Raw genomic sequence first — 24,426 nt, 5'->3', positions numbered from 1 at the left:
AATTGTCCTCCTTATTTAATAACAACTGTGTAGTTCGTATTTTCTGTAATGACTTGCTCAGCACGTTTTAAATCCTGAGCATTCTTAAAGGAAATTTGCAGAATCCCGTGAATATCTTCACGGTTTTCCTCATTGATATGGATATTGACCAAGGAAGTTCCTCTTAGCAATTCCAAGATGCGCAAGATAACATCTTCCTCATCGGGAACATCGACATAGAGGTCATAAGAACTGTCAACACCGCCACGTTTATGGATTTCCATAGCTTGGCGTTGCTCACGCGCTTGATTGAAAAAGTTCCAGATTTGGTTTTCGTCACCCTTGCTAATAGCTTGTCCAACCTCGTCTAAACGTCGCTTAAAATCCTCGATGCGTTCAATAATAGTCTCTCGATTGGATAAGAGGATAGAAGTCCACATGCCTGGCTCACTTTCGGCGATTCGAGTCATATCACGGAAACCACCTGCCGCAAAACGTCGGGCCATCTCATGCTCTTCAGCATAACTAGCAGTTTGTTCCATCAACCCTGATGCTAAGATATGTGGAAAATGACTGATCTGAGAAGTCACTCGGTCATGCTCTTCAGCATCGATTTCAATGAAACGAGCGTGCAGACCTGATAGCAGGTCCTTCATTTCTTCAAGCGTGTCTGGAGTCGTTAGGCTCGAAGGTGTGAAGATATAGTAGGCATTTTCAAAAAGATTAACATCGGCAGAAGCCGCTCCTGTCTTATGACTCCCTGCCATAGGATGAGCTCCAACAAAGCGAACAGGCTTATCTGCAAAACAGTTCTCAGCTGTAGCCACGATAGCTGACTTGGTCGATCCAGCATCAGAAATAATGACACCTTCTTTTAGTTCCAAAGTTGCCAATTCTTGTAAAAAAGCAATGGTTTGCTTGATTGGCAGGGTAAGAATGATGACGTCTGCAAGTGGAGCAAAACTGGCAAAATCATCCGTCGCACGATCAATCATTCCTCGCTCCAAAGCAATATCTCTAGATGCATGACTACGATTGTATCCCAAAATCTCATAATCAGGATGATCCCGCTTGATTCCCAGTGCCATGGAAGCACCAATCAAACCTAGTCCTGCGATATAGATGGTTTTTGCCATAAGAACTCCTTAATAATTCTTTGTATACTCCCGATGTTTAGCAACAGCTTCTTTTAATTCCTCCAGATTATCAGAAGAGAATTTCTCTAGAATTTCTTGGGCCAAAACTGTTGCTACGACTGCTTCCATAACAACACCTGCTGCTGGAAGAGCGGTTGGATCACTTCTCTCCACCGTTGCCTTATAAGGCTCATGGGTTTCAATATCAACGCTCATCAATGGTTTATAGAGAGTTGGAATTGGTTTCATGACCCCACGAACAATAATCGGTTGACCATTGGTCATACCACCTTCGAAACCTCCAAGATTATTGGTCCGACGAGTATAGCCATCTGCTTGTGACCAGAGGATTTCATCCATGACTTGGCTACCCTTGAGATAACCTGCTTTAAAACCAAGACCAAACTCCACACCCTTAAAGGCATTGATGGAGACAACCGCTTGAGCTAATCTTGCATCTAGTTTGCGATCCCATTGGACATAGGAACCAAGACCTACTGGAACGCCACCGACAACTGTTTCGACAACACCACCGATGGTATCTCCATCACGTTTAATCTGATCAATATAGTCCTTGATTTCCTGCTCACGTTCTTGGTTAACGATAGAAACTTCTGACTGGGCAGCTAGTTTTTTGATCTCTGCGACTGTTAAGTTTTCTGGAACATCGATTTCCTTGCCACCAAAGACAACAACATGGTTGGCAATTTCGATATCAAGCTCAGCCAATAGACGTTTAGCCACGGCCCCAACTGCTACTCGCATGGTCGTTTCACGGGCAGATGAACGTTCCAGAGAATTTCGCAAATCATCAAAGCGGTATTTGATACCGCCTACCAAGTCAGCGTGACCTGGGCGAGGATGAGTGATTTTTCGTTTACTTTTAAGTTTGTCTTCAATATCCTCGGCAGACATAATATCTAGCCATTTTTGATGGTCTTTGTTAATGACATCCATGGTAATGGGAGCCCCTGTCGTCTTCCCGTGGCGAACACCAGAAGTAAAGACAACTTGGTCGCTCTCGATCTTCATGCGTCCACCACGACCGTAACCACCCTGGCGACGTTTGAGATCCTCATTGATATCATCGGCAGTCAAAGGAAGACCTGCTGGAACCCCTTCAATAATTGCTGTCAGACGAGGACCGTGTGATTCTCCTGCTGTTAAATATCTCATACATTCTCCTTATTTTACTAGGTAATCTTTCATTTCTTCGAGTGAGACGGGGTGAATCCTTGCTGAACCAAGCTCTGGTACCAGAACTAATTTCATGGTGTTACCACGCGCTTTTTTATCATGAGTCAAAGCCTGATACAGCTTATCAACATCCCAGTTTTCATAATCCACAGGAAGCCCAAATTTCTGACACATTTCTCGGATAGACTGAGTGATTCCAGCTGGCATAAGGCCTTTTTGTTCGGCTACCTTAGAAACCTGAACCATTCCCATCGCTACTGCCTCACCATGCATGACACGTCCATAACCAGCAGTTGCTTCAATAGCATGGCCGATTGTATGACCAAAGTTGAGATATAGACGAATGCCATTGTCTAATTCATCCTCAACTACCATCTTGCGTTTCACCTGGCAAGAATGCTCAATCAAACTTTCTGAATGCTCCAAAATACTCTCTACAGAACCATCCATTTCAGATAATAAGTCCCAGAGTTCTGGATCTTCAATTAAGCCATACTTGATGACTTCACCCATTCCTTCAATCAACTCTCGTTTACCTAGGGTTTCAAGAACGGTTGGATCAATCAAAACGCCGTCTGGTTGGGCAAAAGTTCCCACCAAATTCTTAGCAAAAGGAGTATTCACTCCTGTCTTACCACCGATTGAAGAGTCGACTTGAGCAGTCAAACTGGTCGGAATTTGAACAAAGTGAATACCTCGCATATAGGTTGAGGCTACAAAGCCAGCCAAATCACCAACGACACCACCACCTAAAGCTACGATGCCGTCACTGCGAGTCAAGTCTTGCTTAACTAGAAATTCATAAGCCTTTTGAACTGTGGTTAGATTTTTTCGCTCTTCACCCTCTAGAAAGTCAAAAACTGCCACTTGAAAACCAGCATCCTCTAGGCTCAATTTAACTTTTTCTGCATAGAGAGAAGCCACATGGTTATCGGTAATAATAACGACTTTTTGCGGTTGCCAAAGTTCCCGCAACCATTTTCCTGCTTGAGACAAGCATCCTTTTTCAATCTGAATATCATAAGGATGGTGGGGAAGGTCTATTCTGATTTTCATAGCAGTTCTCCTTTTTTCATTTTTGATACTTTTGTTTTAGTAATTCCCAGATTTGATCGGTTGGCATTTCCTTGCCAGTCCATAACTGAAAAGCTTCAGCTGCTTGGTAAAGCAACATGGCTAGGCCATTAACAGCGTGATTGCCCTGGTTTCTTGCCCACTTTAAAAATGGTGTCTCAAAGGGTTTATATATCACATCAGCTACCAAAAGCTTCTCTGGTAAAAGGACACTTGCTGGGATTGGCAGAGATACTCCATCCATACCAACACTAGTCGCATTTACCAGTAAATCCGAATCAGTTATCCTTGCTTGCAGTTCAGAAACATCTTCTAAAGCAAATAAATCTACTTTAAACCCTGTTTCATTTTGTAATTTTTCTAAGTAAGGTCTTGTTTTTTCTATTGAAGCCGAACGTACAAAGACAGAAACCTGACTGACTCCATCCAAGATTGCCTGCGCCAAAATTGCCTTGGCTGCACCGCCTGCTCCTAACAAGACCATTCTTTTCCCAGATATTTTAAAAGAAGGCAAGCTCTTAAAGAATCCCTTGCCATCTGTGTTATATCCGATTAAAGTTCCCTCTCGATTCACCACTGTATTGACAGCACCAATCAAACGAGCTTCTTCACTCAATTGATCCAAATAAGGAATCACCTGCTCCTTGTAGGGCATAGAAAGATTGATTCCAAACATCTGGTAACGACGAATGTTGGCAACTGTTTCTGCCAAGTCTGTCGCTTCTACTTCCCAAGCAAGATAAACCCCATTGGTATTGGTTGCCTCAAAAGCTCTGTTGTGAATGAAAGGTGAAATGGAGTGTTTGATAGGATTGGCGACTACAGCTGCTAAACGTGTGTAGCCATCAATCTTCATTTAGTATCTCCCGAATTTTTTTCATGCTAGAAAGTGAAATCTGTCCTGGAGCACTGGCTTCGTCCAGACTCGCAAAAGACCAGCTAGAACCCGTCACATCTGAAGTGATACGAGAAACCTTACCCATTTTCCCCATAGAAATCGTCACATATTCTTGTTCTGGGTTCAGTGTTTTAAAGCCACGTGTAAAGTTCATAAGGTCCAATACATCTTGTTCTGTATGAGCCATAACCGATACTTTAACCACTTTGGGCGTTAGGCTGGTTAGCTCGGATAAGATTTCCATCATATTCTCTGGAGTTTCTTGGAAATTATGATAACTCAAGACTAGATTTGGAAAATCAAGCATCTCTTCAAAAACATCCTTGTGAGAAAAATACTCAAAATCGATATATTCAGGTTGATAGAGTTGAGCTACATCTTTGATAATTTGTACATACTCCGCCGAATCCAAATCGATCTCGCCTCCCTCAGCACGAGTACGTAGGGTGAAGAGGAGTTCGCGACCTGCAAATTTTTCAAAAATAGCTGGAGCTACCTGTAAAATAGCTTCCTTTGGTAGGAAGTCGGCACGCCACTCAATGATATCAGCATCGATATACCGCATGGCATCGATTCCTTGCGCCTCTTCTAAACTCTTTGGCATTACTGAAACGACTAATTTCATTTAGTTACCTTCATGCTAATCACCTTAAGGTAATTACTACTTTCATCTTTTTCATTGTAGACAAAGTCTGCTGGAAGTCCATATTTATTAAGAACCTGGTACTTTCTTCCTGCAAATCCTTTGTCGATTTGTTCTATAAATTTTTGACGGGAAACATTGGCAGCATTAGTGCTAGCAATGATTATACCTCCCGGATTTAAAATCTCTAAACTCTGGGAAATCAACTTATGATAGTCCTTAGCTACAGAGAAAGTTTGCTTTTTATTACGGGCAAAGCTAGGTGGATCAAGAACGATCACATCATAAGACAAGCCCTTACGTTTAGCGTATTTAAAGTATTCAAAGACATCCATAACAATGAAACGATGACTGTCAAGACTGAGTCCATTGGCATGAAAATGAGCTTCTGACAGTTCTCTTGAACGTTTGGCTAGGTCTACAGAGGTTGTTTCACTAGCTCCTCCCATTGCTGCAGCAACTGAGAAAGCTGCTGTATAGGAAAACATATTAAGCAAGGATTTCCCCATAGCTAAACCATCCACCAAGCTACCACGCACTTCATGTTGGTCCAAGAAGATGCCTGTCATAAGACCGTCGTTCATAAAGACTTGATAGAGAACTCCATTCTCAAGAACTGTAAAATTTTCTGGTGCTTCTTGACCATAGATATGGGCAGACTCATAGTCTAGACCTTTAAAACGAATCTTTTCATAGGCACCTAAGACTTCAGGGAAAACCTGAGCAAAAGCTGCTAAGATCTCTTGGCGAAGTCCATAGATATAGGAGTTATACCAGGAAAAAACAACATAATCTCCGTATAGGTCCAGAGTCATTCCACCAAAGCCATCGCCTTCTTGATTAAACAAACGAAAGGCAGTTGTCAACTCATCTTGATAGTAAGAAGAACGTTTTTGTTTGGCTTTTTCAAACAAACTTTCAAAGAATTTTTGGTTAAAAGAAAGCTTCTGGTTCGTTACAAACCAACCAATCCCCTTATTTTGACGAGATAAATAGGCCTTGCCCAAAAACTGCTTGTTTTGACTAAATAACTCAACTTCTTGATCAGTTTCAGATAGTTCTGGAAAATCAATTTCCTCCAAAAGTACTAGACCTTGGTTTAGTTTTTTTTCAACACGTCTACTGACGAATACTTTATTCATAAATACTATTATAACAAATTTTGTGACAATTCACAAAATAGAAACTATTGATTCATCCATCATCTTGCCCTATCTGAGAGAATTTTTCCTCCCATTAGTCCTACTATTTTTCTTTTATAGTATTTCAACACTTCCAGTTGAAAAATAGACATAAAATTCAAAGAGTTTAATTACAACGCAAACGTTTGCGTATTCATTAGCTTTATGCTACAATAATTCTCATCACTGTAAGTAAGAGGATCAACTATGAAGAATCAAACCCTAATGCAATATTTTGAGTGGTATCTGCCCCACGACGGTCAGCACTGGACACGCCTAGCTGACGACGCTGAACACCTAGCCAACTTAGGTATTAGTCACATTTGGATGCCACCTGCTTTTAAAGCAACAAATGAAAAGGATGTTGGTTATGGCGTCTATGACTTGTTTGACCTTGGAGAATTTAATCAGAAGGGTACTGTACGTACCAAGTATGGCTTTAAAGAAGACTATCTTCATGCCATCCAAACTTTAAAATCTCATGGGATTCAACCAATGGCTGATATCGTCTTAAATCATAAGGCAGCCGCTGACCATTTAGAATCTTTCCAAGTAATAGAAGTGGATCCAGAAGATCGAACTGTGGAACTAGGAGAACCTTTTACCATCAATGGCTGGACTGGTTTTACCTTTGATGGACGACAAAACACCTACAATGACTTCCACTGGCACTGGTACCACTTTACTGGAACTGACTACGATGCTAAACGCCGTAAGTCTGGTATCTATCTGATACAAGGTGATAATAAAGGCTGGGCTCATGAGGAATTAGTCGACAATGAGAATGGCAATTACGACTATCTTATGTATGCCGATCTAGATTTCAAACATCCTGAAGTGATACAAAATATTTACGACTGGGCTGATTGGTTTATGGAAACGACTGGCGTAACAGGTTTCCGTTTGGATGCAGTTAAACACATTGACTCTTTCTTTATGCGCAACTTCATTCGCGATATCAAAGAAAAATATGGCCAAGATTTCTATGTCTTTGGAGAATTCTGGAATCCAGACAAGGAAGCAAATCTGGATTACCTTGAAAAGATTGAAGAACGCTTTGATCTTGTCGATGTTCGCCTTCACCAAAATCTCTTTGAAGCAAGCAAGGCTGGAGAAGACTATAATTTGACAACCATCTTTGAAGATAGTCTGGTGCAAATCAATCCAGAAAGAGCTGTAACCTTTGTCGATAACCATGATACTCAACGTGGCCAGGCTCTTGAATCCACTGTTGAAGAATGGTTTAAACCAGCAGCCTACGCCCTCATTCTTTTGCGAGAGCAGGGGCTCCCATGTGTCTTTTATGGAGACTACTACGGTATTTCTGGTCAATATGCTCAGCAAGATTTCAAAGATGTTCTTGACCGTTTGCTAGCTATTCGAAAAGAGTTGGCTTATGGAGAGCAAACGGACTACTTTGATGACCCTAATTGTATCGGTTGGGTCCGTTCAGGAGCTGAAAATCAATCGCCACTTGCCATCGTGATTTCTAATGCTAAAGCAAACTCTAAAACCATGTTCGTCGGTCAAGAATGGACTGACCAAACCTTTGTTGATTTACTAGGAAATCATCCTGACCAAGTAACGATTAATGCTGAAGGTTATGGAGATTTCCCAGTTACAGAACGCTCGCTTAGTGTATGGGGACTGGCTAACTAATCAATTAATACTCTTCGAAAATCTCTTCAAACCACGTCAGCTTCCATCTGCAACCTCAAAACATTGTTTTGAGCAACCTGCGGCTCGCTTCCTAGTTTGCTCTTTGATTTTCATTGAGTATAAAACACACAAAAAATGCCCACAAGCTAGATTTTCTTTCTAGCCTGTAGGCATTTTTTCTATTATCAATACTTAAAATTAGTCTTTCCAAAGATCCATAGCATTTTGAAAATCTGCAGAAACTTGAACATTTTGAGGATTAGTCGCTTCTCTCTCCTGACGCTTGGCCTCTACCTGGACTACACTCTTAATGCCTTCATGACGCCAGTTTCTTAGGATAGCTTGGATGTACTTCCAATTTGGTTTTCCATTCAAAACAGCCTCACGTAGGGCTTCTTTGATCAGGTCCACACTGGTTCTGTCTTCTTTCAAACTCTTTTCTAAATCTTCGATTTCAAAAGGACTTAAGAGACGACCTAGCTCTTGTTGGAAGGTTTCCACCAAGTCTTTCAAATCATTTTTAGCGGGTAGCACTTGGCTAGGTTCTTGCTTTTCAAAAAGTTGGTCTAAGCGCTCTAAAGCTAAAGTCGCATCAAAAATCACTTCTATCTCACCATTGAGTTCAATGGTTCGGTATTGAAGTAAGCCTTTTTCTGTCAAGCGCGAAATCGCTTGATTGACTTCAAAGACTTGCTTTCCAATTTTCTCAGCAATCTGGCTTGGGGACAATTCCCCTAAAGCTGTTGTATTTTGTAGGTAAAAGAATTGCCAAACTAAGAAATCATCGCTTGATGAAAACAGTTGATTGTAGTTTAAGAGCAGAGCACTTGGTAGCACCAAGTTCCCTGATTTGAAAGCATCTAAATATGTCATAATTCCTCTTATAAATATCCAAAATGAGACACATCTTCTTCTGCACTCTTCCACTCAAAAGGCGTTTCTTGGTAAACTGCATAATTTACCCAGTTACTGAAAAAGAGAGCTGCTGAGGAACTCCAACGCATACAAGGAAGTTCATGGATGTCATCATTTTTGAAATAATTTTCTGGTATATGGGGATCTAAACCAGCATCTAGATCTCTAAAATATTCCTTGGCTAGCGTATCACGATCATACTCCAAATGCCCAAAGCTATAAACTTCTCTTAAATCTCGGCTTGCAAGGATAGAGATTCCCACCTCTTTTCCAGATGCTAAAATCTCTAGATTGGTTTTATTTACAATGTCTTCTTTGAGAATTTCTGTGTGACGAGAATGAGGAGACACATACAAGTCATCAAAACCTCTCAACAAAAGATGACCTTCTTTTAAAACATCCTGAGGATAAATTCCCGAAAGCTTTTGAGCCATCTGGTGTTTATCTACGCCGTAACGATAGTAGAGGCCAGCCTGTGCTCCCCAGCAAATATGCAGGGTTGAAAAGACATGTGTCTTTGACCAATCGATGACCTGAGTAAATTCCTCCCAATAGTCCACTTCTTCAAAAGGAAGATGCTCAACCGGCGCTCCTGTGATAATCAAGCCATCAAAATACTGGTCTTGAACTTCCGAGAAGGTCTTATAAAAAGTCTCCATATGCTCAGAACGAGTTGTTTTCGACTGATGACTTTCCATATATAAGAAATCAATATCTAACTGCAAAGGAGTATTAGCTAAATGTCGTAAAAGCTGAGTCTCTGTAACCATCTTCTGTGGCATCAAGTTTAAAATCAGAATTTTCAGTGGTCGAATATCCTGATGAGCCGCCCTCTGGTCATCCATGACGAAAATATTTTCCGTTCGTAAAATCTCAACTGCTGGTAATTTTTTATCAATTCGAATCGGCATGGAAATCTCCTTACTGTATCAATTCTAGGCTCAAACGAACATACAGTCGTCAAATGAAAAATCAGCTGACGAAAGTCCTTCCCTTTATTATACTGTAAGAAGATATAGTTTTCAATTATAGTTTTTCTCTAACTAGATATAGCCTTTTTTTATATCAGATGAAGAGAAAACAGCCCTAGGGACTGTTTTTCATTAATAATGCATAAGCACTTTATAATCGTAATCTCCGATAGCTTCGCGACCTTTAAGCTCATCAAGCTCAATCAAGAAGGCACAACCAGCTACGATACCACCAAGTTTTTCAATCATTTCGATGGTTGCTTTCACAGTACCACCTGTTGCCAAAAGGTCATCTACGATGAGAACACGTTGACCTGGTTTGATAGCATCTGCGTGCATAGTCAAAGTATCAACACCATATTCTTTTTCGTAGTCAGCTGAAATGACTTCGCGTGGCAATTTTCCTGGTTTACGCACAGGTGCAAAACCAATTCCCAACTCAAAAGCGACTGGACATCCAACGATAAATCCACGCGCTTCTGGTCCTACGATCATATCGATCTTTTTATCAGTAGCATATTGAACAATTTCACGAACAGCATAGCTGTAGGCATTGCCGTTGGCCATCAAAGGGCTTATATCACGGAATGTAATTCCTTCTTGTGGATAATTTTCAATACTTGCAATGTAATCTTTTAAGTTCATAGCATTTCTTTCTTTTTAAGTTTTTACTCCCTATTATACCATAAATCTTAGAAAAGAGAAATAGAAAGAAACCCTGGAAACTGAGTCCAAGGCTTCTAATCAGATCTATAACTATTGCTCGTTTAATGAACTCTTGCCTTCTTTTTGCTTTTAGATTTTTGATTGCGTTGACGATTTTGTTGGATTCGCCACTCTCGCTCAAAGTAGGACATGGTTTCAAATACTCTTCGCGGTAAACCGACATCCAGCAAATAGATTGGGATTTTCAAAACATTTGCTTGCTTTGCAGTCGAAAATCTACTTCGTAGACGATTCCATAAAGAATTGGGTTTTATAAAATCCTTGTCATAAAAATGAACTTCAATAGTATAAAAATCCCTTGAACTTCTACCACCCTTGATTCTCATAAGAGAAAACGTTTCTACCTGCCCCCAGGAATAAAACTGCCAATCTTTTTTAGGATGTGGCTTATAGGAAAAACCTTGGGCCGTACATTTCAAATACTCTTTATCTGAAAAAAGAAGTCGCAAACGTTCATACAAAATCCATCCAACAATGATGATTAAGAATAAGACAAAGAGTCTTAATGCCACCAATCCCACAGGTGCCTCCTTGGGATAGGTCATCATAAAAAATAGGATCCAAAGAAGAAAAGATAACTCAACTAAGCAGAGAAGAATAGTCCAAATGATTTTCTTACTGCTCCATTTGATAATTTTTTCTTCCATTAAACCAACTCACTTAAATATTCATAGCGTTCATATTTTTCAAGCAAGGCTTCATTCTTTTCATCTAACTCTTTTTGAAGAGTAGCTAGCTTCCCAAAGTCCGAGCCATTGGCCTGCATTTCCTCTTCAATGACAGAGATACGGTTTTCCAAGGCTTCGATATCACTTTCAATACTTGCCCACTCCTGCTTTTCTTGGTAGGTCATGCGTTTCTTCTCTTCACGGACTTTGACGACTTTTTCCTTCTCAGCCTTTTGAACTTGATTTGTCGCTTCTGCTTCGAAGGCTTTTTCATCTAGGTAGTCGGTATAATGCCCAAAGAAAGGACGAATGCTACCATTCTCAAAAGCAAGAATCTTAGTCGCAACCTTATCAAGGAAATAGCGATCGTGACTAACTGTTAAGACAGGCCCTGCAAAGCCTTGCAAGAAATTTTCTAGAACTGTTAAGGTCGCAATGTCAAGGTCATTTGTCGGCTCGTCCAAGAGAAGCACATTGGGTTTTTCCAAGAGCAATTTGAGGAGATACAGGCGTTTCTTCTCTCCACCTGACAGCTTCTCAATCAAGGTACCGTGCGTTGAACGAGGGAAAAGGAACTGTTCCAATAACTCCGCGATAGATGTCGTAGAGCCTCCGCTAGTTTTAACCTCTTCTGCCACTTCCTGCAAGTAATTAATAACTCGCTTGCTTTCATCCAGACCTTCGATTTGTTGAGAGAAATAGGCGATGCGAACCGTCTCACCGATGATAACCTCTCCTTCCGTTGGCTCAAGACTTCCCGCAATGAGATTGAGAAGAGTTGACTTACCAACACCATTGTCCCCAACGATTCCGATACGGTCTTTGGCTTGAACCAAAAGGTTAAAATGTTTCAGAATCGGCTTGTCGTCATAGGCAAAGGAAACATCCTTAAACTCGATAACTTTTTTTCCGATACGGCTAGTTTCAAAATTCATGCTCAAGTCTGTCTCAACACTAGTATCAGAAATCTCCTTTTTCAAGTCATGGAATCGATTGATACGTGCCTGCTGCTTGGTTGCACGAGCTTGTGGTTGTCTTCTCATCCAAGCCAATTCTTGCTTATAAAGTTGTTCCTTTTTGTGAAGAAGAGCTGCGTCGCGCTCATCCTGTTCAGCCTTGAGACGAACATAGTCTTGGTAATTTCCTTGATACTCTGTCAAACCAGCTCGGTCCAATTCGAAAATTCTCGTTGAAAGCGCATCTAGGAAGTAACGGTCGTGGGTGATAAATAACACTGTTTTCTTGGAATTTTTCAAGAAGAGGGTCAGCCACTCAATGGTGGCAATATCCAAGTGGTTGGTAGGCTCATCAAGAAGCAAAAGATCATGATTGCCCAGAAGGACTTGCGCCAACTGAACCCGTCTTCGCAAACCACCTGATAGGGCTCCAACGGGAGTTGATAAATCCTGAATACCCAACTTGCTGAGAACGGTCTTGACCTGACTCTCAATTTCCCAAGCTTGGAGAGAATCCATCTCGGCCATGACACGTTCCAAACGGGCCTGCTTGTCCTCACTGTAGTTGAGCATAAGCAATTCATACTCACGGATCAACTGGATTTCTTTCAAATCACTCGATAGAACAGTATCTAAGACAGTCTTGTTATCATCAAAATCTGGGTCCTGAGTCAAGTAGCCAATCTTGTAATCATTTTTTGCCGAAAAAGGGCTTACGTCACCATCAAAACCTGAAACTCCTGAAAGAACATCTAAAAGTGTCGTTTTTCCAGTTCCATTGACACCGATAAGACCGATTCTGTCCAAGTCATGAATGATAAAGGAAATATCCTTAAAGACGGTCTTGTCCCCAACGGATTTACTTAGTTTTTCAACAATAAAATCACTCATTTTTTCTCCCTCAAGTAGGCATGAATAGCTTCCAAGTTATTTTCCAAATCTCCATCCACAATAGCATACTCAATCTCTGCTAAAATTTCACCCATTTCTGGTCCTGGTTGATAGCCATATTCTTTGATCAAAATCCCACCATTGATTTGAATTTCTTTCTTATCATGGATGGTTAGGCTGTGATAAGTCTCTGTGATGGCCTGTGGATTGACTTCTTTTCCTTGAGCCTGACGAAGATTTTCAGCCTGTAAAAGCAAATCTAGATCAAAGCAGTAACAATCGCGCTTGCTTAGTTCTCCTTCTTCACGAAGTTCTAAGATCGTAAGTAAATCTTGAACTTGCTTGGCAAATTGACGCGAAGTTTTCCAATGTTTCAAAAATTGTTGAGCATCTTCCACTTCTAAAACCCATAAAAGTGCTGCCCAGGCTTGCTCAGAAGATTCAAAGGTAAAATCAGCCTCTAAGTCAAACAAAGATTGGAGTTTGTCCTGACTACCAGCCATATCTGGAAGATAATCATAAGCTTTACTTTCAATCATAGAAGATAAGCCTACTCTCCAATGAGGGGCTAGTAGAAGTTTATCAAATTCTACAAAAGTACGTTCCACAGAAATTTTCTCTAAGAGTGGCGTTAAGGTCTTCATAGCTTCAAAGGTTTCTTGCTCGAGTTCAAAACCAAGACTGGCTTGAAAACGAAATCCGCGCATAATGCGTAGCGCGTCTTCGTTGAAACGTTCACTAGCTACACCAACTGCTCGTAAAACTTGATTTTCTAGATCTTGTAAACCATCAAATAAATCAACGATTTCCCCTTCTTCATCCAAGGCAAAGGCATTGACTGTGAAATCTCGGCGCTTGAGGTCCTCTTCTAACGAACGAACAAAAGAAACTGAACTTGGTCTACGGTAGTCTACATAGACATCTTCAGTTCTAAAAGTGGTCACTTCGTACTCTTCATCTCCGTCTAAAACCAAGACGGTTCCATGCTCAATCCCGATATCAGCTGTACGAGGGAAAATCTGCTTGGTCTCTTCTGGATAAGATGACGTCGCAATATCCACATCATGAATGGGACGATTGAGGAGGGCATCCCTAACAGAGCCTCCAACAAAATAGGCTTCAAAGCCTGCTTCTTTAATTTTTTCTAATACTGGTAAAGCCTTCTGAAATTCAGAAGGCATTTGTGTTAATCTCATAATAAGTGCTCTAATCCATAGACAAGCTCATGACGCTTGACAACTTCTTTGATTCCCAAATTCACCCCTGTCATGAAGGAGCTACGATCATAGGAGTCATGACGTAGGGTCAATCCTTCTCCCTGATTTCCAAAAATTACTTCCTGATGGGCTACCAAACCTGGTAAACGAACCGAATGGATTCGCATGCCATCAAAATTAGCTCCACGTGCACCTGCAATGAGTTCTTCCTCATCACTCGCACCTTGTTGGATAGACTCACGAACCTCTGCCATCAATTCCGCTGTTTTGATAGCTGTTCCGCTAGGGGCATCTTTTTTCTTGTCATGGTGAAGCTCAATAATCTCTACATTTGGGAAGTATTTTGCAGCTTGTGCCGCAAATTGCATGAGTAAGACAGCACCCAAGGCAAAGTTAGGAGCAATCAAGCCACCCAAGTTTTTAGAACGAGAAAATTCTTTTAGTTCTTCAATCTCTTGACTAGTGAAACCTGTTGTTCCAACGACAGGAGCAAAACCATTTTCAAGCGCAAAACGGGTATTCTCATAGGCAACAGCTGGTGTTGTAAAGTCCACCCACACATCTGCTTCAAAGCCTGCCAAGTCATTCTTATCATTGAATACTGGAATTCCCTGCCATTCTGTTGCAGTTTCGAAAGGATCCAATACTGCAACTAGTTCAAGTTCAGGATCAGACAAAACCATCTGACAAGCAGATTGTCCCATTCTCCCCTTAAAACCAGCAATAATTACTCGAATACTCATCTCAATCTCTACTCCTGTTTAAGATACAAAGGACCCTAGCTGCCCATGAAAAATAAGGAATGGCGCTGACTATACACGAAAGGCAAGACAGGCATCTTTTTTCAAGAGGTAGGTAGTCCGTGTTCAATTTTTAAGATACAAAGCCTGTAAGAACTCAAAGTGAAAATAGGAGTTCTGATCAAGGAGTGTCTACTCCTTAAAAGAACTATCTTTTTCACACAGAGTTCCAGGCGTGTTCAATTCTAAGATACAAAGGACCTTAGCTGTCCATGAAAAATAGTCTAGATTATGGGTGTATAGCCCAGAGCAATACTTCCTTCTCCCAGGTGAGTCCCAATAACACTACCGAAGGTTGCAATTGAAACATCTGTAGCCACTCCACCATCGATTAAAAGCTGGCGCAAATCTGCTGCTTTTTGAGGAGCGTTCCCGTGAATGACAGTAATCTGGTAATTCCCATTAGCTGTTGCTTCTTTAACAATTTCAACCAAGCGTTTTGTAGCCTTTTTCTCTGTACGAACCTTTTCGTATACTTCTATCACACCTTGGTCATTGAAATATAGGATTGGCTTGATACTAAGGAGATTCCCCAAAATGGCTGCACCATTAGAGAGTCGTCCCCCCTTAACTAGATGGTCAAGATCATCCACCATGATAAAGGCTGAAGTTTTCTGGATTTGATTTTCCAACTGATCTAAAATGGTAGTAAACTCTTCTCCTTGCTCTGCCCATCTAAAGACACTCTCAACCATATAGCCTAGGGGAGCGCTTGTAATACGGGTATCAGGAAAGGCAATGGTTAACCCTTCATATTCATCCTTCATATACTGGATATTTTGGTAAAATCCTGATATTCCAGAAGATAGGAAAAGACCTAAGGCATGTGTATAGCCTTTAGCTTTTAATGATGATAAAATTTCATCCAACTTGGCAATACTTGGTTGGCTCGTTTTTGGTAATTCGCTTGCTGAAGCCATTTTTTCATAAAATTCTTGAGCGGTTAGATTTACACCTTCAACATACTCCTGTCCATCGATATTCACAGGAATGTCTAGCACAAATAAATCTTCTTTCCGCAAGGTTTCCGCTTGTAGAAAAGCAGACGAGTCTGTTATGACCGCTAATTTCATTTCTTAAAACTCCAAATTAATTCCCGGTAAATCAAGGGCAATTTCTGTTACTTCATAAGTCAAACGATTAAGCATGTCCAAACATGGACGAGCTAGGGTCTCAACCTCTTCTTGGCTGAAATCACTTGGTTGATCGATAATACGACCTTCAACATGGTTGACTTGAGAAATCGTTCCACTAATGACAAATCGATCAAAGACAATCATAAAGCTCAAAACAACTACTAAAGAGGTAACTTGATTTTCTTGATCATGCTGAAGCAACTGGAAGTTTACATCTACCTTAGTTTCAGGTGCTCCATTCTCATTTTCCCATTCAAAGTTACGCGCATCAAAGTGATACTGACTGACAAATTCTTGTTCACGTTTTAAATTCATTTTCATCTCCATTGGTACAATATAGTTGCCATTGTACCATATTTTTTTATTTTCTGCTAGATTTACTAAATACCAATCTCAGTTTTAACAACTTGGGCAATAGTGTCTACATAGTAGTTTACTTCCTCAGTGGTTGGGGCTTCAGCCATGACACGTAAGAGTGGCTCCGTTCCACTTGGGCGAACGAGGATGCGACCATTTCCTGCCATTTCTTCTTCCATCTTCTCGATAATAGCTTTGATAGCAGGAACTTCCATAGCTTTTTCTTTCATGGTATTTTCCACACGGATATTGACCAATTTTTGTGGGTAAATTGTCACTTCTGAGGCCAATTGAGACAAACTCTTACCTGTTTCTTGCATGATCTTCGTCAATTGAACTGCTGAAAGCTGACCATCACCAGTAGTATTATAGTCCATCAAGATAACGTGACCTGACTGCTCACCACCGAGATTGTAGCCAGATTTTCTCATTTCTTCAACGACATAGCGGTCTCCAACAGCAGTAACTGCCTTATTGATCCCTTCACGATCCAAGGCCTTATGGAAACCAAGGTTGGACATAACTGTTGTCACAATCGTGTTTTGAGCCAATTGACCTTTTTCAGAGAGGTATTTCCCAATGATGTACATAATCTTGTCACCATCGACAATTTCGCCATTTTCATCAACAGCAATCAAACGGTCGCTATCCCCATCAAAGGCTAAACCAATAGCTGACCCGCTTTCTTTTACAAGTTCTTGCAAAGCTTCTGGATGAGTTGAACCAACGTTCAAGTTGATGTTAAGGCCATCTGGTGTTTCACCGATAACTGTTAATTGAGCACCTAGATCTGCAAAAATTTGACGAGCACTTGTTGCAGCTGCACCGTTGGCAGTATCCAAGGCCACCTTCATTCCTTCAAGAGGAGTTCCAGTTGAAACAAGGTAGGATTCGTACTTGCGCAAACCTTCTGGATAATCAACAACAGTACCTAAACCTTCAGCGCTTGGACGTGGAAGAGTATCTTCGCTCGCATCAAGCAAGGCTTCGATTTCTGCTTCCTTGTCATCGTCAAGTTTAAAACCGTCACCACCAAAGAATTTGATTCCATTATCAAGGGCTGGGTTGTGACTAGCTGAAATCATGACACCTGCGCTCGCACCTTCTGTTTTTACAAGATAAGCTACTGCTGGTGTTGCAAGTACACCAAGTTTATAAACGTGAATTCCCACTGAAAGAAGTCCAGCAATAAGAGCAGCTTCAAGCATTTGACCTGAAATACGTGTGTCACGTCCTACAAAAACCTTAGGTGCTTCCGTCGTATGTTGACTGAGGACATATCCTCCGAAGCGACCAAGTTTAAAAGCCAATTCTGGCGTTAATTCTACGTTTGCTTCTCCACGGACTCCGTCCGTTCCAAAATATTTACCCATGTTATATCCTTTTCTAATTTTTTAGTCTTTCTTTGAAGAGTCTGGTGTGGTTTCAGACCCTGTAGTAGAAGATTTCGTTGAAGAGGTAGAACTACTTGCTGATCTAGCTTGTTTCGTTGTTATCTTCATGGTTGTTTCATACGGTGTAATCACCGTTGGTAAAACTGTTCCATTCTTATCAATAGCTTGTAAGGGAACTGAACCTGTATAATTTCCAGTAATTTTTTCACTCGTTGGTAAAACAGCCACAATCTTATCAATCTTAGATAAGGTGTCGGCATCACTTGTAACTGAAACGCGTTCATCTGAAACGGTCACACTATCGATGATAATTCGTTCATCAACCTTACCAGAGTCGATCTGTGGAGTGACTGGTAAATTATCCCGTGTTGCCTTCTTCCCAATTTTAACGGTGATTTTCTGTGGTGTTGCTAGGGCTGTTAAACCGCTTGGAAGATTCTCAATGGTCAAGGGAACTTCAATGGTTCCTTCGGTAGCTTGTGTCAAATCTGCAATAACCTTGAATTTACGAGTGCTTTCTTGCATCTCACTAGCCAAGGTCACTCGATTAGATCCAGTTAAAAATACCGTTACTTCTGAACTAAAACCGCTAATAAAATACTGCTCACTATCGTACTGAATATCAATCGGTACATTTACGACCGTATTGGTATAGGTTTCTGTTCGAGCCGGTCTTGCATTATTATTATTTTGGTAATTAATAGAGGTAGCGTAGATAAATAAAACGCAAGCAAAGAGGAGTGAGGAGATGATATATAAACTATTTTTTTTCATTCTTCCAGCCTCCTAATATACGCTCTGTTAAGCTTGGCTCTTGTGAATTTTCCGGAATCAGTATACGACGTAGCTCTTCCTCAAATTCTTCCATCGTTAAATCATGCTTAAAGACACCATTATAGGTAATGGAAATACCTCCAGTTTCCTCTGATACCACAAAAGTGAGAGCATCAGAAACCTCAGATAAACCAATGGCTGCACGGTGTCGCGTTCCAAACTCCTTAGAAATACCAGTGTCTTCAGTAAGTGGAAGATAAGCAGATGTTACAGCTATTCGATCACCTTTTATAATGACTGCACCATCATGTAAAGGTGTGTTTGGAATGAAGATATTGATTAAGAGTTCTGCAGAAATCTTAGCATCTAAAGGAATCCCCGTGGAAATATATTCCTGCAAGGTTCTGACACGCTGAACTGATACAAGTGCTCCAATTTTTCGCGGGCTCATATATTCAACTGCCTTAACAAAGGCCTGAATCATCTGTTCTTCTGAACTCATTGGTGTACTTGAAAAGAAATCAGTCGCACGTCCTAATCGCTCTAAACCTGTCCGAATTTCTGGAGAGAAAATAACAACTGCTGCGATAACACCGTAAGTAATCAATTGATTGATCAACCAAGAAATAGTCGTCAAGCCCAGGGTATTTGCTGCTATCTGAGCTAAGATAAAAACTAAAACACCTCGAACCAGGATCATAATCTTGGTTCCTGCAATTGATTTTGTAAATTGGTATAAGATATAGGCAACGATAAGAATATCAATCACATTTATCAGAATACTCCAAGGACTGGAAAACAAACTAGACCAGTATTGAAGATTAGATAATTGCTGAAAATTCATTCTAGGCCTCCTCTCCATAAAAAAGCTACTCTTCATTATATCATTTTATATGAAAATTTTCTTCCCCCTACTTCATTTTAAATTGGTAGAAAATATGATAGAATAAAATGATAGAAATGAATTAAGGAGAAACCATGTCTGAACTATATGATATTACCATTGTAGGAGGTGGACCTGTCGGTCTGTTCGCAGCCTTTTATGCTCACCTTCGTCAAGCCAAAGTACAAATCATTGATTCTCTTCCTCAACTAGGTGGTCAACCTGCTATCCTATATCCTGAAAAACAAATTCTCGATGTTCCAGGTTTTCCAAACCTCACAGGGGAAGAATTGACTAACCGCCTTTTGGAACAACTTGAAGGGTTTGAGACACCTGTTCACCTCAATGAAACTGTTCTTGAGATTGAAAAAGAGGATGATGTTTTTAAGCTTACAACTAATAAGGGAAATCATACTTCTAAAACCGTTATTATTGCTATGGGTGGTGGTGCTTTTAAACCACGTCCACTCGAATTAGAAGGTGTTGAAGGCTATGACAATATCCACTACCACGTTTCTAATATTCAACAATATGCTGGTCAGAAGGTAACCATCCTGGGTGGTGGTGACTCAGCCGTTGACTGGGCTTTAGCTTTTGAAAAGATTGCTCCAACTACACTTGTTCACCGTCGCGATAACTTCCGTGCACTTGAGCATAGCGTACAAGCCTTGCAAGAGTCTTCTGTAACTATCAAAACACCATTTGTGCCGAGTCAACTTCTTGGTGACGGCCAAACTCTTGACAAGCTTGAAATCACAAAAGTCAAATCCGATGAAACCGAAACCATTGAATTGGACCACCTCTTTGTCAACTATGGCTTTAAATCTTCTGTAGGTAATCTTAAAAAATGGGGATTAGAACTGAACCGCCACAAGATTATCGTCAATAGCAAGCAAGAGTCAAGCCAAGCTGGAATTTATGCTATCGGTGACTGCTGCTACTACGAAGGTAAGATTGACTTGATTGCAACAGGTCTTGGTGAAGCACCAACTGCTGTCAACAATGCAATCAACTATATTGACCCCGAACAAAAAGTACAACCAAAACACTCTACAAGTCTATAATGTCAAAATTACAACTTTATTAAAAAATCAAGTGAAATTTCATGATAAAACGCATAATAACAAGTATCTAAAGAACTTGCTATTATGCGTTTTTATGATTTTAAAAACTTTTCCACTAACCACCTTTATTTGCTTTTTATAGAAAGTTTAATACTTATTGATTAGTTTTTTAATATTGCCCCTCATTCCGACATATTCAGACTAACAAACTCTGTGCACCGTATGAGTAATACTAGATAATATTCTATCTTAGTGTAATTTGTAGTGAAAGTTCGAAGTTAAAATTTACAAATTGACGTTAAATACAGTTATGAACATGTTATAAAGTTTGATGTTAGAGCTGTTAGATTAATTATTACATAAGTTAAGTGTTAATATGGCTCATTTATCATTCTGTATCGGTAATATAAATTTAACTTCAGCACCACGACAAGCTTCTCTATTTTTCAAGATTACTGATCCACCATGTAATTTGATTATTTGTTCAGTAATAAATAGTCCAATACCATAATTAGTTGCAGAATGCCTGCTATAATCTCCACGATAGAACTGTTCTTTTGCGTGAATTAAATCGATATCAGAAAAACCTTTCCCGTTATCTAATACTGATATTTCTAAAAAGTCATCTACAGTTTTTAGATTCAATTCCAATGTAACTATTCCATTATTATTTTCAATTGAATTCGCTAAGACATTTTGCAATGCTCTCTCTAAGAGTTTCAAGTCTACACTCATTATACCATCTTCAACTACTACATTAGTTTTTAGATTGTTAGAATTAATTGACATTAGTTCTTTAGAAACTGTTACCAATTGTTCTGATACAGTTTTTACTGCCAACGATTGTGGCTGGTATTCAGTGGCATTAGAATTCTTATTCATGATTAGAAGTGTTTTTATATATTCAGATATTCTATTGCTATTCCTCAGTATATAATCTATATAAATACTCTGGTCCTCTGTCACAGATGTCTTTTTAAGCAACTCAGCATTTCCTTGAACAATAGATACTGGGGTTTTCAAGTCATGTATCAAAGCAGAAATCTGTTTTTGCTTATTTTCTTCCTGTATCCACTCTTTGATTAATGACTCTTGCAAAGCATTTCTCATTTTCTCTAAACTAAATAGAACTTCATTAAATTCTTTGACTCTTGAATAATGCAGGTCAAAATCTAAAGTTTGTTCTGATATTTTTTCGGAAGCAGCAAATATAGGTGAGAGTTGTTTCACAAGATATTTAGCCCATACTATTGTAACAACCAATGTATTTAGTAAACTAACTAAAATAAGAATACTGACATACACTACATTGACATTAGGAAAATATTTTGCCATGAATTTATTTGTAAAATAGGGTTTTACTGAATATTGAATAATACAATAACCGTCATTTCGTAAAATTTCTATATAGCTATAAGATGGGGTATTATATACTCTCTCATTATTATAGTATCGAATTGCTCGATCTTCTTCATCTTTACTCATTGAACTAGTAATGATATTTCCATCCTTTGAAATTAATAGATATGAGGCATTATCTGGTATAAGATTTTTATCAAAGGTCTCTGTATTGGCTATCGCATTCTTCCTCTCATAAATCTGATTTTCTGTGTAATCAGCAGGTAAAATAAATCCTAATGAATACATGGTGGTGAACATCAGAATTACTAAACCAAATGAAAGAAACAATACAATTCCTACACTTATTAGATATTCTAAAAATATTATTTTTAGCGATTGCCCTTTTAATTTTATTCCCATTTATATCCAATCCCCCATACAGTTACTACTGGAGATACACCTTCCTTCTGTAATTTTGCGCGAATATTTTTAATATGTTCTGAAATAGCTGAAGAATTACCTATTCCATCATATCCAAATATCATCTCATAAATCTGTTCCTTTGAAAATACTTGTCCACGTCTACGTGCTAGAAGTTCACAAATTCGATACTCAGATTTTGTAAAAGGAATTTTCTTATCATTCACATAAATTATATTCGCTGATAAATCAAATCTAATTTCTCCAAGATTTAAACTTAAATGTCTCTCTCGGTTTTCTCGACGTAAATGGGCATCAACTCTCGCAATTAATTCATTTACTCCAAAAGGTTTTAAAATGTAATCATCAGCTCCTGTTGAAAAACCCGAAACAATGTCACTTTCCAAAGATTTTGCAGTTAAAAATAAGATGGGACAGTCTACTCTATCTCTAATAGATTTACAATAAGATATACCATCGATTTTTGGCATCATTATATCTAACAAGATTAAATCATACTCTGATAATTTAGAAATAGGTACTTCTGTTGGATTTTGAAAAATATCTACATGATATAATTTTTGTGTTAAAATATTTTTGATTAAAACCAAAAGATCCATTTCATCATCTATAGCTAATATTTTCACCATCTTATTACCACCTTCATTTCTATTCCATATTAGTTCTGCCGTTCCATTTATTAAACCAAATCAAACTTCCAAATAACATTACAACTATTATTGGTGTTGCAACTAAAGACCATTTAAAAAATTCAAAATAAAATGAGTTTTCACCTGAAATTTTATCTACAAAATAAAGACCACAAAGCCTTGAAGGCCATGAACTTGGTAAGTAATACCAAATATTATCCCCCATACTTGTAACAGCAAGTAGAGCTATCAAAGTTTCAAAGAAACCAAGACCAATAGAGGCTCCACTCCCAAATCTGAGGCTAATAACCAGATGTATTAAATATAACGGAACAACTCCTATAATCATTAAGACTGATTCCAATACCAAATCATAAAATTCTTTATAATTAAAAAGCATCAAAAAACTACTTTGGAGTAAAATAAGTGATAGTGATGCACACAACAATAAAGATAATAACTTACCAATATACATACTAGTTCTTGATTGCGAACCAGTTAACATTATTTGAAAGCAACCAGCTTCTGCTTCCATTTCTATTACCTTTGCAGTAATGAAACCAATAACAATCGGGAACAATGCACCTAATGTAATCAAATAATTTAATGTGACATCCTCTATTGAATACCTACTTAGGCCCGTAAATTTAAAACCAGCATATATCATAATCACAAATAGTATTGGGAGTAACAGATATAACCAGGGTAACCAAGTATGTTTTATCTTATATAACTCAGATTTTAAAATATTTATCACTATCTTACCTCCTGTTTTGCAAACCAAATAGATGATAAGTAAGATAATAGAAGAAATAACAGAATTGAGAAGATACATGGAGGAAAAATTGATGTGTTTAACATCATATTTCCTCCATCTGCTGGTAGTCCATTTGGCATAATTTTCAGCATTGGAACCATCGTTCTTATACTCCAACTATATGGAGATAACAGCCAATAATTTCCAGCAGAAAACACAATTCCAAGTGCAACACCTAATAAACCATTTATCATAAGACTAGTAGAAAAACCAAACTTTTTAGCTAATAGTAGACAAAATGGAATTTGCCATATGCTTGATACCACTAATAATATACTTGAGACTAATAAAGTACTAAAGCTATAGCTTAAAAATATTTGATCTCCAAAAATAAATTGTACAATTAAAACTGCTATCAAATGAACCAAACTGGCCATCAGAATCAAACAGCTTGCCACTATAATTTTTGATATCCAAATCTTTCGCAAATCAATACTGAGAGGATAAACTGCCCTATATTTTATTTTTTTATCTTCGTATCGATTCATTAAAGCAGGAATCAGTGCATAAGTGATTGGCATAATTATAGTATACCACCAATTATATGAATCTATTGTAAAATATGGTGGTACCAGTAAATAAGATAAAATTATCAAAGATATAGGTATTATATAGATTATTTTTTTTAAAAAAGTTCTTTTATATTTTAAATAATCACCAAGAATATAATTCATCATTT

Annotated in this window: 24 protein-coding genes; 2 read left to right on the top strand and 22 right to left on the bottom strand. The window is 38.9% G+C overall.

The window, feature by feature from the left end; translation table 11 throughout:
* Positions 1-11: 11 nt before the first annotated feature.
* Genes PCY08_RS00570 through PCY08_RS00545 form a run of 6 tightly spaced genes read right to left on the bottom strand, consistent with a single transcriptional unit; the run spans position 12 to position 6,069 of the window.
* Positions 12-1,115, bottom strand: coding sequence for a prephenate dehydrogenase (locus tag PCY08_RS00570; RefSeq protein WP_301559088.1), 1,104 nt, complete (start codon positions 1,113-1,115; stop codon positions 12-14).
* A 9-nt stretch (positions 1,116-1,124) separates the two neighbouring features.
* Complete coding sequence (aroC, locus tag PCY08_RS00565) at positions 1,125-2,291, bottom strand: chorismate synthase (RefSeq protein ID WP_301559087.1); 1,167 nt, start codon at positions 2,289-2,291, stop codon at positions 1,125-1,127.
* A 9-nt stretch (positions 2,292-2,300) separates the two neighbouring features.
* Positions 2,301-3,368, bottom strand: coding sequence for a 3-dehydroquinate synthase (gene aroB, locus PCY08_RS00560; RefSeq protein ID WP_301559086.1), 1,068 nt, complete (start codon positions 3,366-3,368; stop codon positions 2,301-2,303).
* 16 nt (positions 3,369-3,384) lie between these two features.
* The gene (locus PCY08_RS00555) at positions 3,385-4,242 is read right to left on the bottom strand and encodes a shikimate dehydrogenase (RefSeq protein WP_301559085.1); all 858 of its coding nucleotides are present in this window, start codon (positions 4,240-4,242) and stop codon (positions 3,385-3,387) included.
* Positions 4,232-4,909 carry a type I 3-dehydroquinate dehydratase gene (gene aroD, locus PCY08_RS00550; RefSeq protein WP_301559084.1) on the bottom strand — a complete coding sequence of 226 codons (678 nt, stop codon included), beginning with the start codon at positions 4,907-4,909 and terminating at the stop codon, positions 4,232-4,234. The genes PCY08_RS00555 and aroD overlap by 11 nt, the downstream gene beginning before the upstream one ends.
* Positions 4,906-6,069 (bottom strand): class I SAM-dependent rRNA methyltransferase, encoded by a 1,164-nt coding sequence (locus tag PCY08_RS00545; protein ID WP_301559083.1) that lies wholly within the window; start codon positions 6,067-6,069, stop codon positions 4,906-4,908. Before PCY08_RS00545 ends, aroD begins: the two co-directional genes overlap by 4 nt.
* A gap of 246 nt (positions 6,070-6,315) precedes the next feature.
* On the opposite strand from PCY08_RS00545, the gene PCY08_RS00540 reads away from it, so the two are divergent.
* Entirely contained in the window at positions 6,316-7,767 is a 1,452-nt protein-coding gene (locus PCY08_RS00540) for an alpha-amylase (RefSeq protein ID WP_301559082.1), read from the top strand.
* A 198-nt stretch (positions 7,768-7,965) separates the two neighbouring features.
* Here the strand turns inward: PCY08_RS00540 and PCY08_RS00535 are convergent, their stop codons facing one another.
* From PCY08_RS00535 to cdaA, 12 genes are all read right to left on the bottom strand, one after another.
* Positions 7,966-8,640 (bottom strand): DnaD domain-containing protein, encoded by a 675-nt coding sequence (locus tag PCY08_RS00535; RefSeq protein WP_301559081.1) that lies wholly within the window; start codon positions 8,638-8,640, stop codon positions 7,966-7,968.
* 8 nt (positions 8,641-8,648) lie between these two features.
* Positions 8,649-9,593 carry a homoserine O-succinyltransferase gene (gene metA / locus PCY08_RS00530; RefSeq protein ID WP_001122704.1) on the bottom strand — a complete coding sequence of 315 codons (945 nt, stop codon included), beginning with the start codon at positions 9,591-9,593 and terminating at the stop codon, positions 8,649-8,651.
* Positions 9,594-9,785: 192 nt separating this feature from the next.
* Positions 9,786-10,298: an adenine phosphoribosyltransferase gene (locus PCY08_RS00525; protein ID WP_006145170.1), complete on the bottom strand. Its 513-nt coding sequence runs from the start codon at positions 10,296-10,298 to the stop codon at positions 9,786-9,788.
* 122 nt (positions 10,299-10,420) lie between these two features.
* On the bottom strand, positions 10,421-11,026 hold the full coding sequence (locus tag PCY08_RS00520) for a hypothetical protein (protein ID WP_301559080.1): 606 nt from the start codon (positions 11,024-11,026) through the stop codon (positions 10,421-10,423).
* Complete coding sequence (locus tag PCY08_RS00515; RefSeq protein ID WP_301559079.1) at positions 11,026-12,894, bottom strand: ABC-F family ATP-binding cassette domain-containing protein; 1,869 nt, start codon at positions 12,892-12,894, stop codon at positions 11,026-11,028. The genes PCY08_RS00520 and PCY08_RS00515 overlap by 1 nt, the downstream gene beginning before the upstream one ends.
* Entirely contained in the window at positions 12,891-14,090 is a 1,200-nt protein-coding gene (locus PCY08_RS00510; RefSeq protein WP_301559078.1) for a CCA tRNA nucleotidyltransferase, read from the bottom strand. Before PCY08_RS00510 ends, PCY08_RS00515 begins: the two co-directional genes overlap by 4 nt.
* Positions 14,087-14,854, bottom strand: a complete 768-nt coding sequence (dapB, locus tag PCY08_RS00505) for a 4-hydroxy-tetrahydrodipicolinate reductase (protein ID WP_301559077.1) — start codon at positions 14,852-14,854, stop codon at positions 14,087-14,089. The genes PCY08_RS00510 and dapB overlap by 4 nt, the downstream gene beginning before the upstream one ends.
* 281 nt (positions 14,855-15,135) lie before the next feature.
* The gene (locus PCY08_RS00500) at positions 15,136-15,984 is read right to left on the bottom strand and encodes a DegV family protein (protein ID WP_301559076.1); all 849 of its coding nucleotides are present in this window, start codon (positions 15,982-15,984) and stop codon (positions 15,136-15,138) included.
* 3 nt (positions 15,985-15,987) lie between these two features.
* Positions 15,988-16,362: a DUF1149 family protein gene (locus tag PCY08_RS00495; RefSeq protein ID WP_001050093.1), complete on the bottom strand. Its 375-nt coding sequence runs from the start codon at positions 16,360-16,362 to the stop codon at positions 15,988-15,990.
* 65 nt (positions 16,363-16,427) lie between these two features.
* On the bottom strand, positions 16,428-17,777 hold the full coding sequence (glmM, locus tag PCY08_RS00490; protein ID WP_301559075.1) for a phosphoglucosamine mutase: 1,350 nt from the start codon (positions 17,775-17,777) through the stop codon (positions 16,428-16,430).
* Positions 17,778-17,798: 21 nt separating this feature from the next.
* Positions 17,799-18,572: a CdaR family protein gene (locus PCY08_RS00485; RefSeq protein ID WP_301559074.1), complete on the bottom strand. Its 774-nt coding sequence runs from the start codon at positions 18,570-18,572 to the stop codon at positions 17,799-17,801.
* Positions 18,559-19,416 carry a diadenylate cyclase CdaA gene (cdaA, locus tag PCY08_RS00480; RefSeq protein ID WP_045763531.1) on the bottom strand — a complete coding sequence of 286 codons (858 nt, stop codon included), beginning with the start codon at positions 19,414-19,416 and terminating at the stop codon, positions 18,559-18,561. The genes PCY08_RS00485 and cdaA overlap by 14 nt, the downstream gene beginning before the upstream one ends.
* 134 nt (positions 19,417-19,550) lie before the next feature.
* On the opposite strand from cdaA, the gene PCY08_RS00475 reads away from it, so the two are divergent.
* Entirely contained in the window at positions 19,551-20,519 is a 969-nt protein-coding gene (locus PCY08_RS00475; RefSeq protein WP_301559073.1) for an NAD(P)/FAD-dependent oxidoreductase, read from the top strand.
* 381 nt (positions 20,520-20,900) lie between these two features.
* Here PCY08_RS00475 and PCY08_RS00470 read toward each other — a convergent pair whose 3' ends face one another.
* The 4 genes from PCY08_RS00470 to PCY08_RS00455 are packed head-to-tail and all read right to left on the bottom strand — an operon-like array spanning position 20,901 to position 24,424.
* Positions 20,901-22,280 (bottom strand): sensor histidine kinase KdpD, encoded by a 1,380-nt coding sequence (locus PCY08_RS00470; protein ID WP_045763533.1) that lies wholly within the window; start codon positions 22,278-22,280, stop codon positions 20,901-20,903.
* Positions 22,271-22,930 carry a response regulator transcription factor gene (locus PCY08_RS00465; RefSeq protein WP_045763534.1) on the bottom strand — a complete coding sequence of 220 codons (660 nt, stop codon included), beginning with the start codon at positions 22,928-22,930 and terminating at the stop codon, positions 22,271-22,273. The genes PCY08_RS00470 and PCY08_RS00465 overlap by 10 nt, the downstream gene beginning before the upstream one ends.
* Positions 22,931-22,949: 19 nt before the next feature.
* Positions 22,950-23,687: a lantibiotic immunity ABC transporter MutG family permease subunit gene (locus tag PCY08_RS00460; RefSeq protein ID WP_045763535.1), complete on the bottom strand. Its 738-nt coding sequence runs from the start codon at positions 23,685-23,687 to the stop codon at positions 22,950-22,952.
* On the bottom strand, positions 23,687-24,424 hold the full coding sequence (locus tag PCY08_RS00455; protein ID WP_045763536.1) for a lantibiotic immunity ABC transporter MutE/EpiE family permease subunit: 738 nt from the start codon (positions 24,422-24,424) through the stop codon (positions 23,687-23,689). The genes PCY08_RS00460 and PCY08_RS00455 overlap by 1 nt, the downstream gene beginning before the upstream one ends.
* Positions 24,425-24,426: the final 2 nt, after the last annotated feature.

It is taken from the genome of Streptococcus sp. SO4, from assembly GCF_030440055.1.
In the GTDB taxonomy this organism is placed as follows: domain Bacteria; phylum Bacillota; class Bacilli; order Lactobacillales; family Streptococcaceae; genus Streptococcus; species Streptococcus nidrosiense.
The sequence above is the reverse complement of the archived record's forward strand: the minus strand, read 5'-3'. Positions and strand labels throughout refer to the sequence as shown.

What these genes read in the sequence shown, in the direction of transcription:
- PCY08_RS00570 (WP_301559088.1), bottom strand. Translation starts at nt 1,115, where the DNA reads ATGGCAAAAACCATCTATATCGCAGGACTAGGTTTGATTGGTGCTTCC.
- aroC (WP_301559087.1), bottom strand. Translation starts at nt 2,291, where the DNA reads ATGAGATATTTAACAGCAGGAGAATCACACGGTCCTCGTCTGACAGCA.
- aroB (WP_301559086.1), bottom strand. Translation starts at nt 3,368, where the DNA reads ATGAAAATCAGAATAGACCTTCCCCACCATCCTTATGATATTCAGATT.
- PCY08_RS00555 (WP_301559085.1), bottom strand. Translation starts at nt 4,242, where the DNA reads ATGAAGATTGATGGCTACACACGTTTAGCAGCTGTAGTCGCCAATCCT.
- aroD (WP_301559084.1), bottom strand. Translation starts at nt 4,909, where the DNA reads ATGAAATTAGTCGTTTCAGTAATGCCAAAGAGTTTAGAAGAGGCGCAA.
- PCY08_RS00545 (WP_301559083.1), bottom strand. Translation starts at nt 6,069, where the DNA reads ATGAATAAAGTATTCGTCAGTAGACGTGTTGAAAAAAAACTAAACCAA.
- PCY08_RS00540 (WP_301559082.1), top strand. Translation starts at nt 6,316, where the DNA reads ATGAAGAATCAAACCCTAATGCAATATTTTGAGTGGTATCTGCCCCAC.
- PCY08_RS00535 (WP_301559081.1), bottom strand. Translation starts at nt 8,640, where the DNA reads ATGACATATTTAGATGCTTTCAAATCAGGGAACTTGGTGCTACCAAGT.
- metA (WP_001122704.1), bottom strand. Translation starts at nt 9,593, where the DNA reads ATGCCGATTCGAATTGATAAAAAATTACCAGCAGTTGAGATTTTACGA.
- PCY08_RS00525 (WP_006145170.1), bottom strand. Translation starts at nt 10,298, where the DNA reads ATGAACTTAAAAGATTACATTGCAAGTATTGAAAATTATCCACAAGAA.
- PCY08_RS00520 (WP_301559080.1), bottom strand. Translation starts at nt 11,026, where the DNA reads ATGGAAGAAAAAATTATCAAATGGAGCAGTAAGAAAATCATTTGGACT.
- PCY08_RS00515 (WP_301559079.1), bottom strand. Translation starts at nt 12,894, where the DNA reads ATGAGTGATTTTATTGTTGAAAAACTAAGTAAATCCGTTGGGGACAAG.
- PCY08_RS00510 (WP_301559078.1), bottom strand. Translation starts at nt 14,090, where the DNA reads ATGAGATTAACACAAATGCCTTCTGAATTTCAGAAGGCTTTACCAGTA.
- dapB (WP_301559077.1), bottom strand. Translation starts at nt 14,854, where the DNA reads ATGAGTATTCGAGTAATTATTGCTGGTTTTAAGGGGAGAATGGGACAA.
- PCY08_RS00500 (WP_301559076.1), bottom strand. Translation starts at nt 15,984, where the DNA reads ATGAAATTAGCGGTCATAACAGACTCGTCTGCTTTTCTACAAGCGGAA.
- PCY08_RS00495 (WP_001050093.1), bottom strand. Translation starts at nt 16,362, where the DNA reads ATGAATTTAAAACGTGAACAAGAATTTGTCAGTCAGTATCACTTTGAT.
- glmM (WP_301559075.1), bottom strand. Translation starts at nt 17,777, where the DNA reads ATGGGTAAATATTTTGGAACGGACGGAGTCCGTGGAGAAGCAAACGTA.
- PCY08_RS00485 (WP_301559074.1), bottom strand. Translation starts at nt 18,572, where the DNA reads ATGAAAAAAAATAGTTTATATATCATCTCCTCACTCCTCTTTGCTTGC.
- cdaA (WP_045763531.1), bottom strand. Translation starts at nt 19,416, where the DNA reads ATGAATTTTCAGCAATTATCTAATCTTCAATACTGGTCTAGTTTGTTT.
- PCY08_RS00475 (WP_301559073.1), top strand. Translation starts at nt 19,551, where the DNA reads ATGTCTGAACTATATGATATTACCATTGTAGGAGGTGGACCTGTCGGT.
- PCY08_RS00470 (WP_045763533.1), bottom strand. Translation starts at nt 22,280, where the DNA reads ATGGGAATAAAATTAAAAGGGCAATCGCTAAAAATAATATTTTTAGAA.
- PCY08_RS00465 (WP_045763534.1), bottom strand. Translation starts at nt 22,930, where the DNA reads ATGGTGAAAATATTAGCTATAGATGATGAAATGGATCTTTTGGTTTTA.
- PCY08_RS00455 (WP_045763536.1), bottom strand. Translation starts at nt 24,424, where the DNA reads ATGATGAATTATATTCTTGGTGATTATTTAAAATATAAAAGAACTTTT.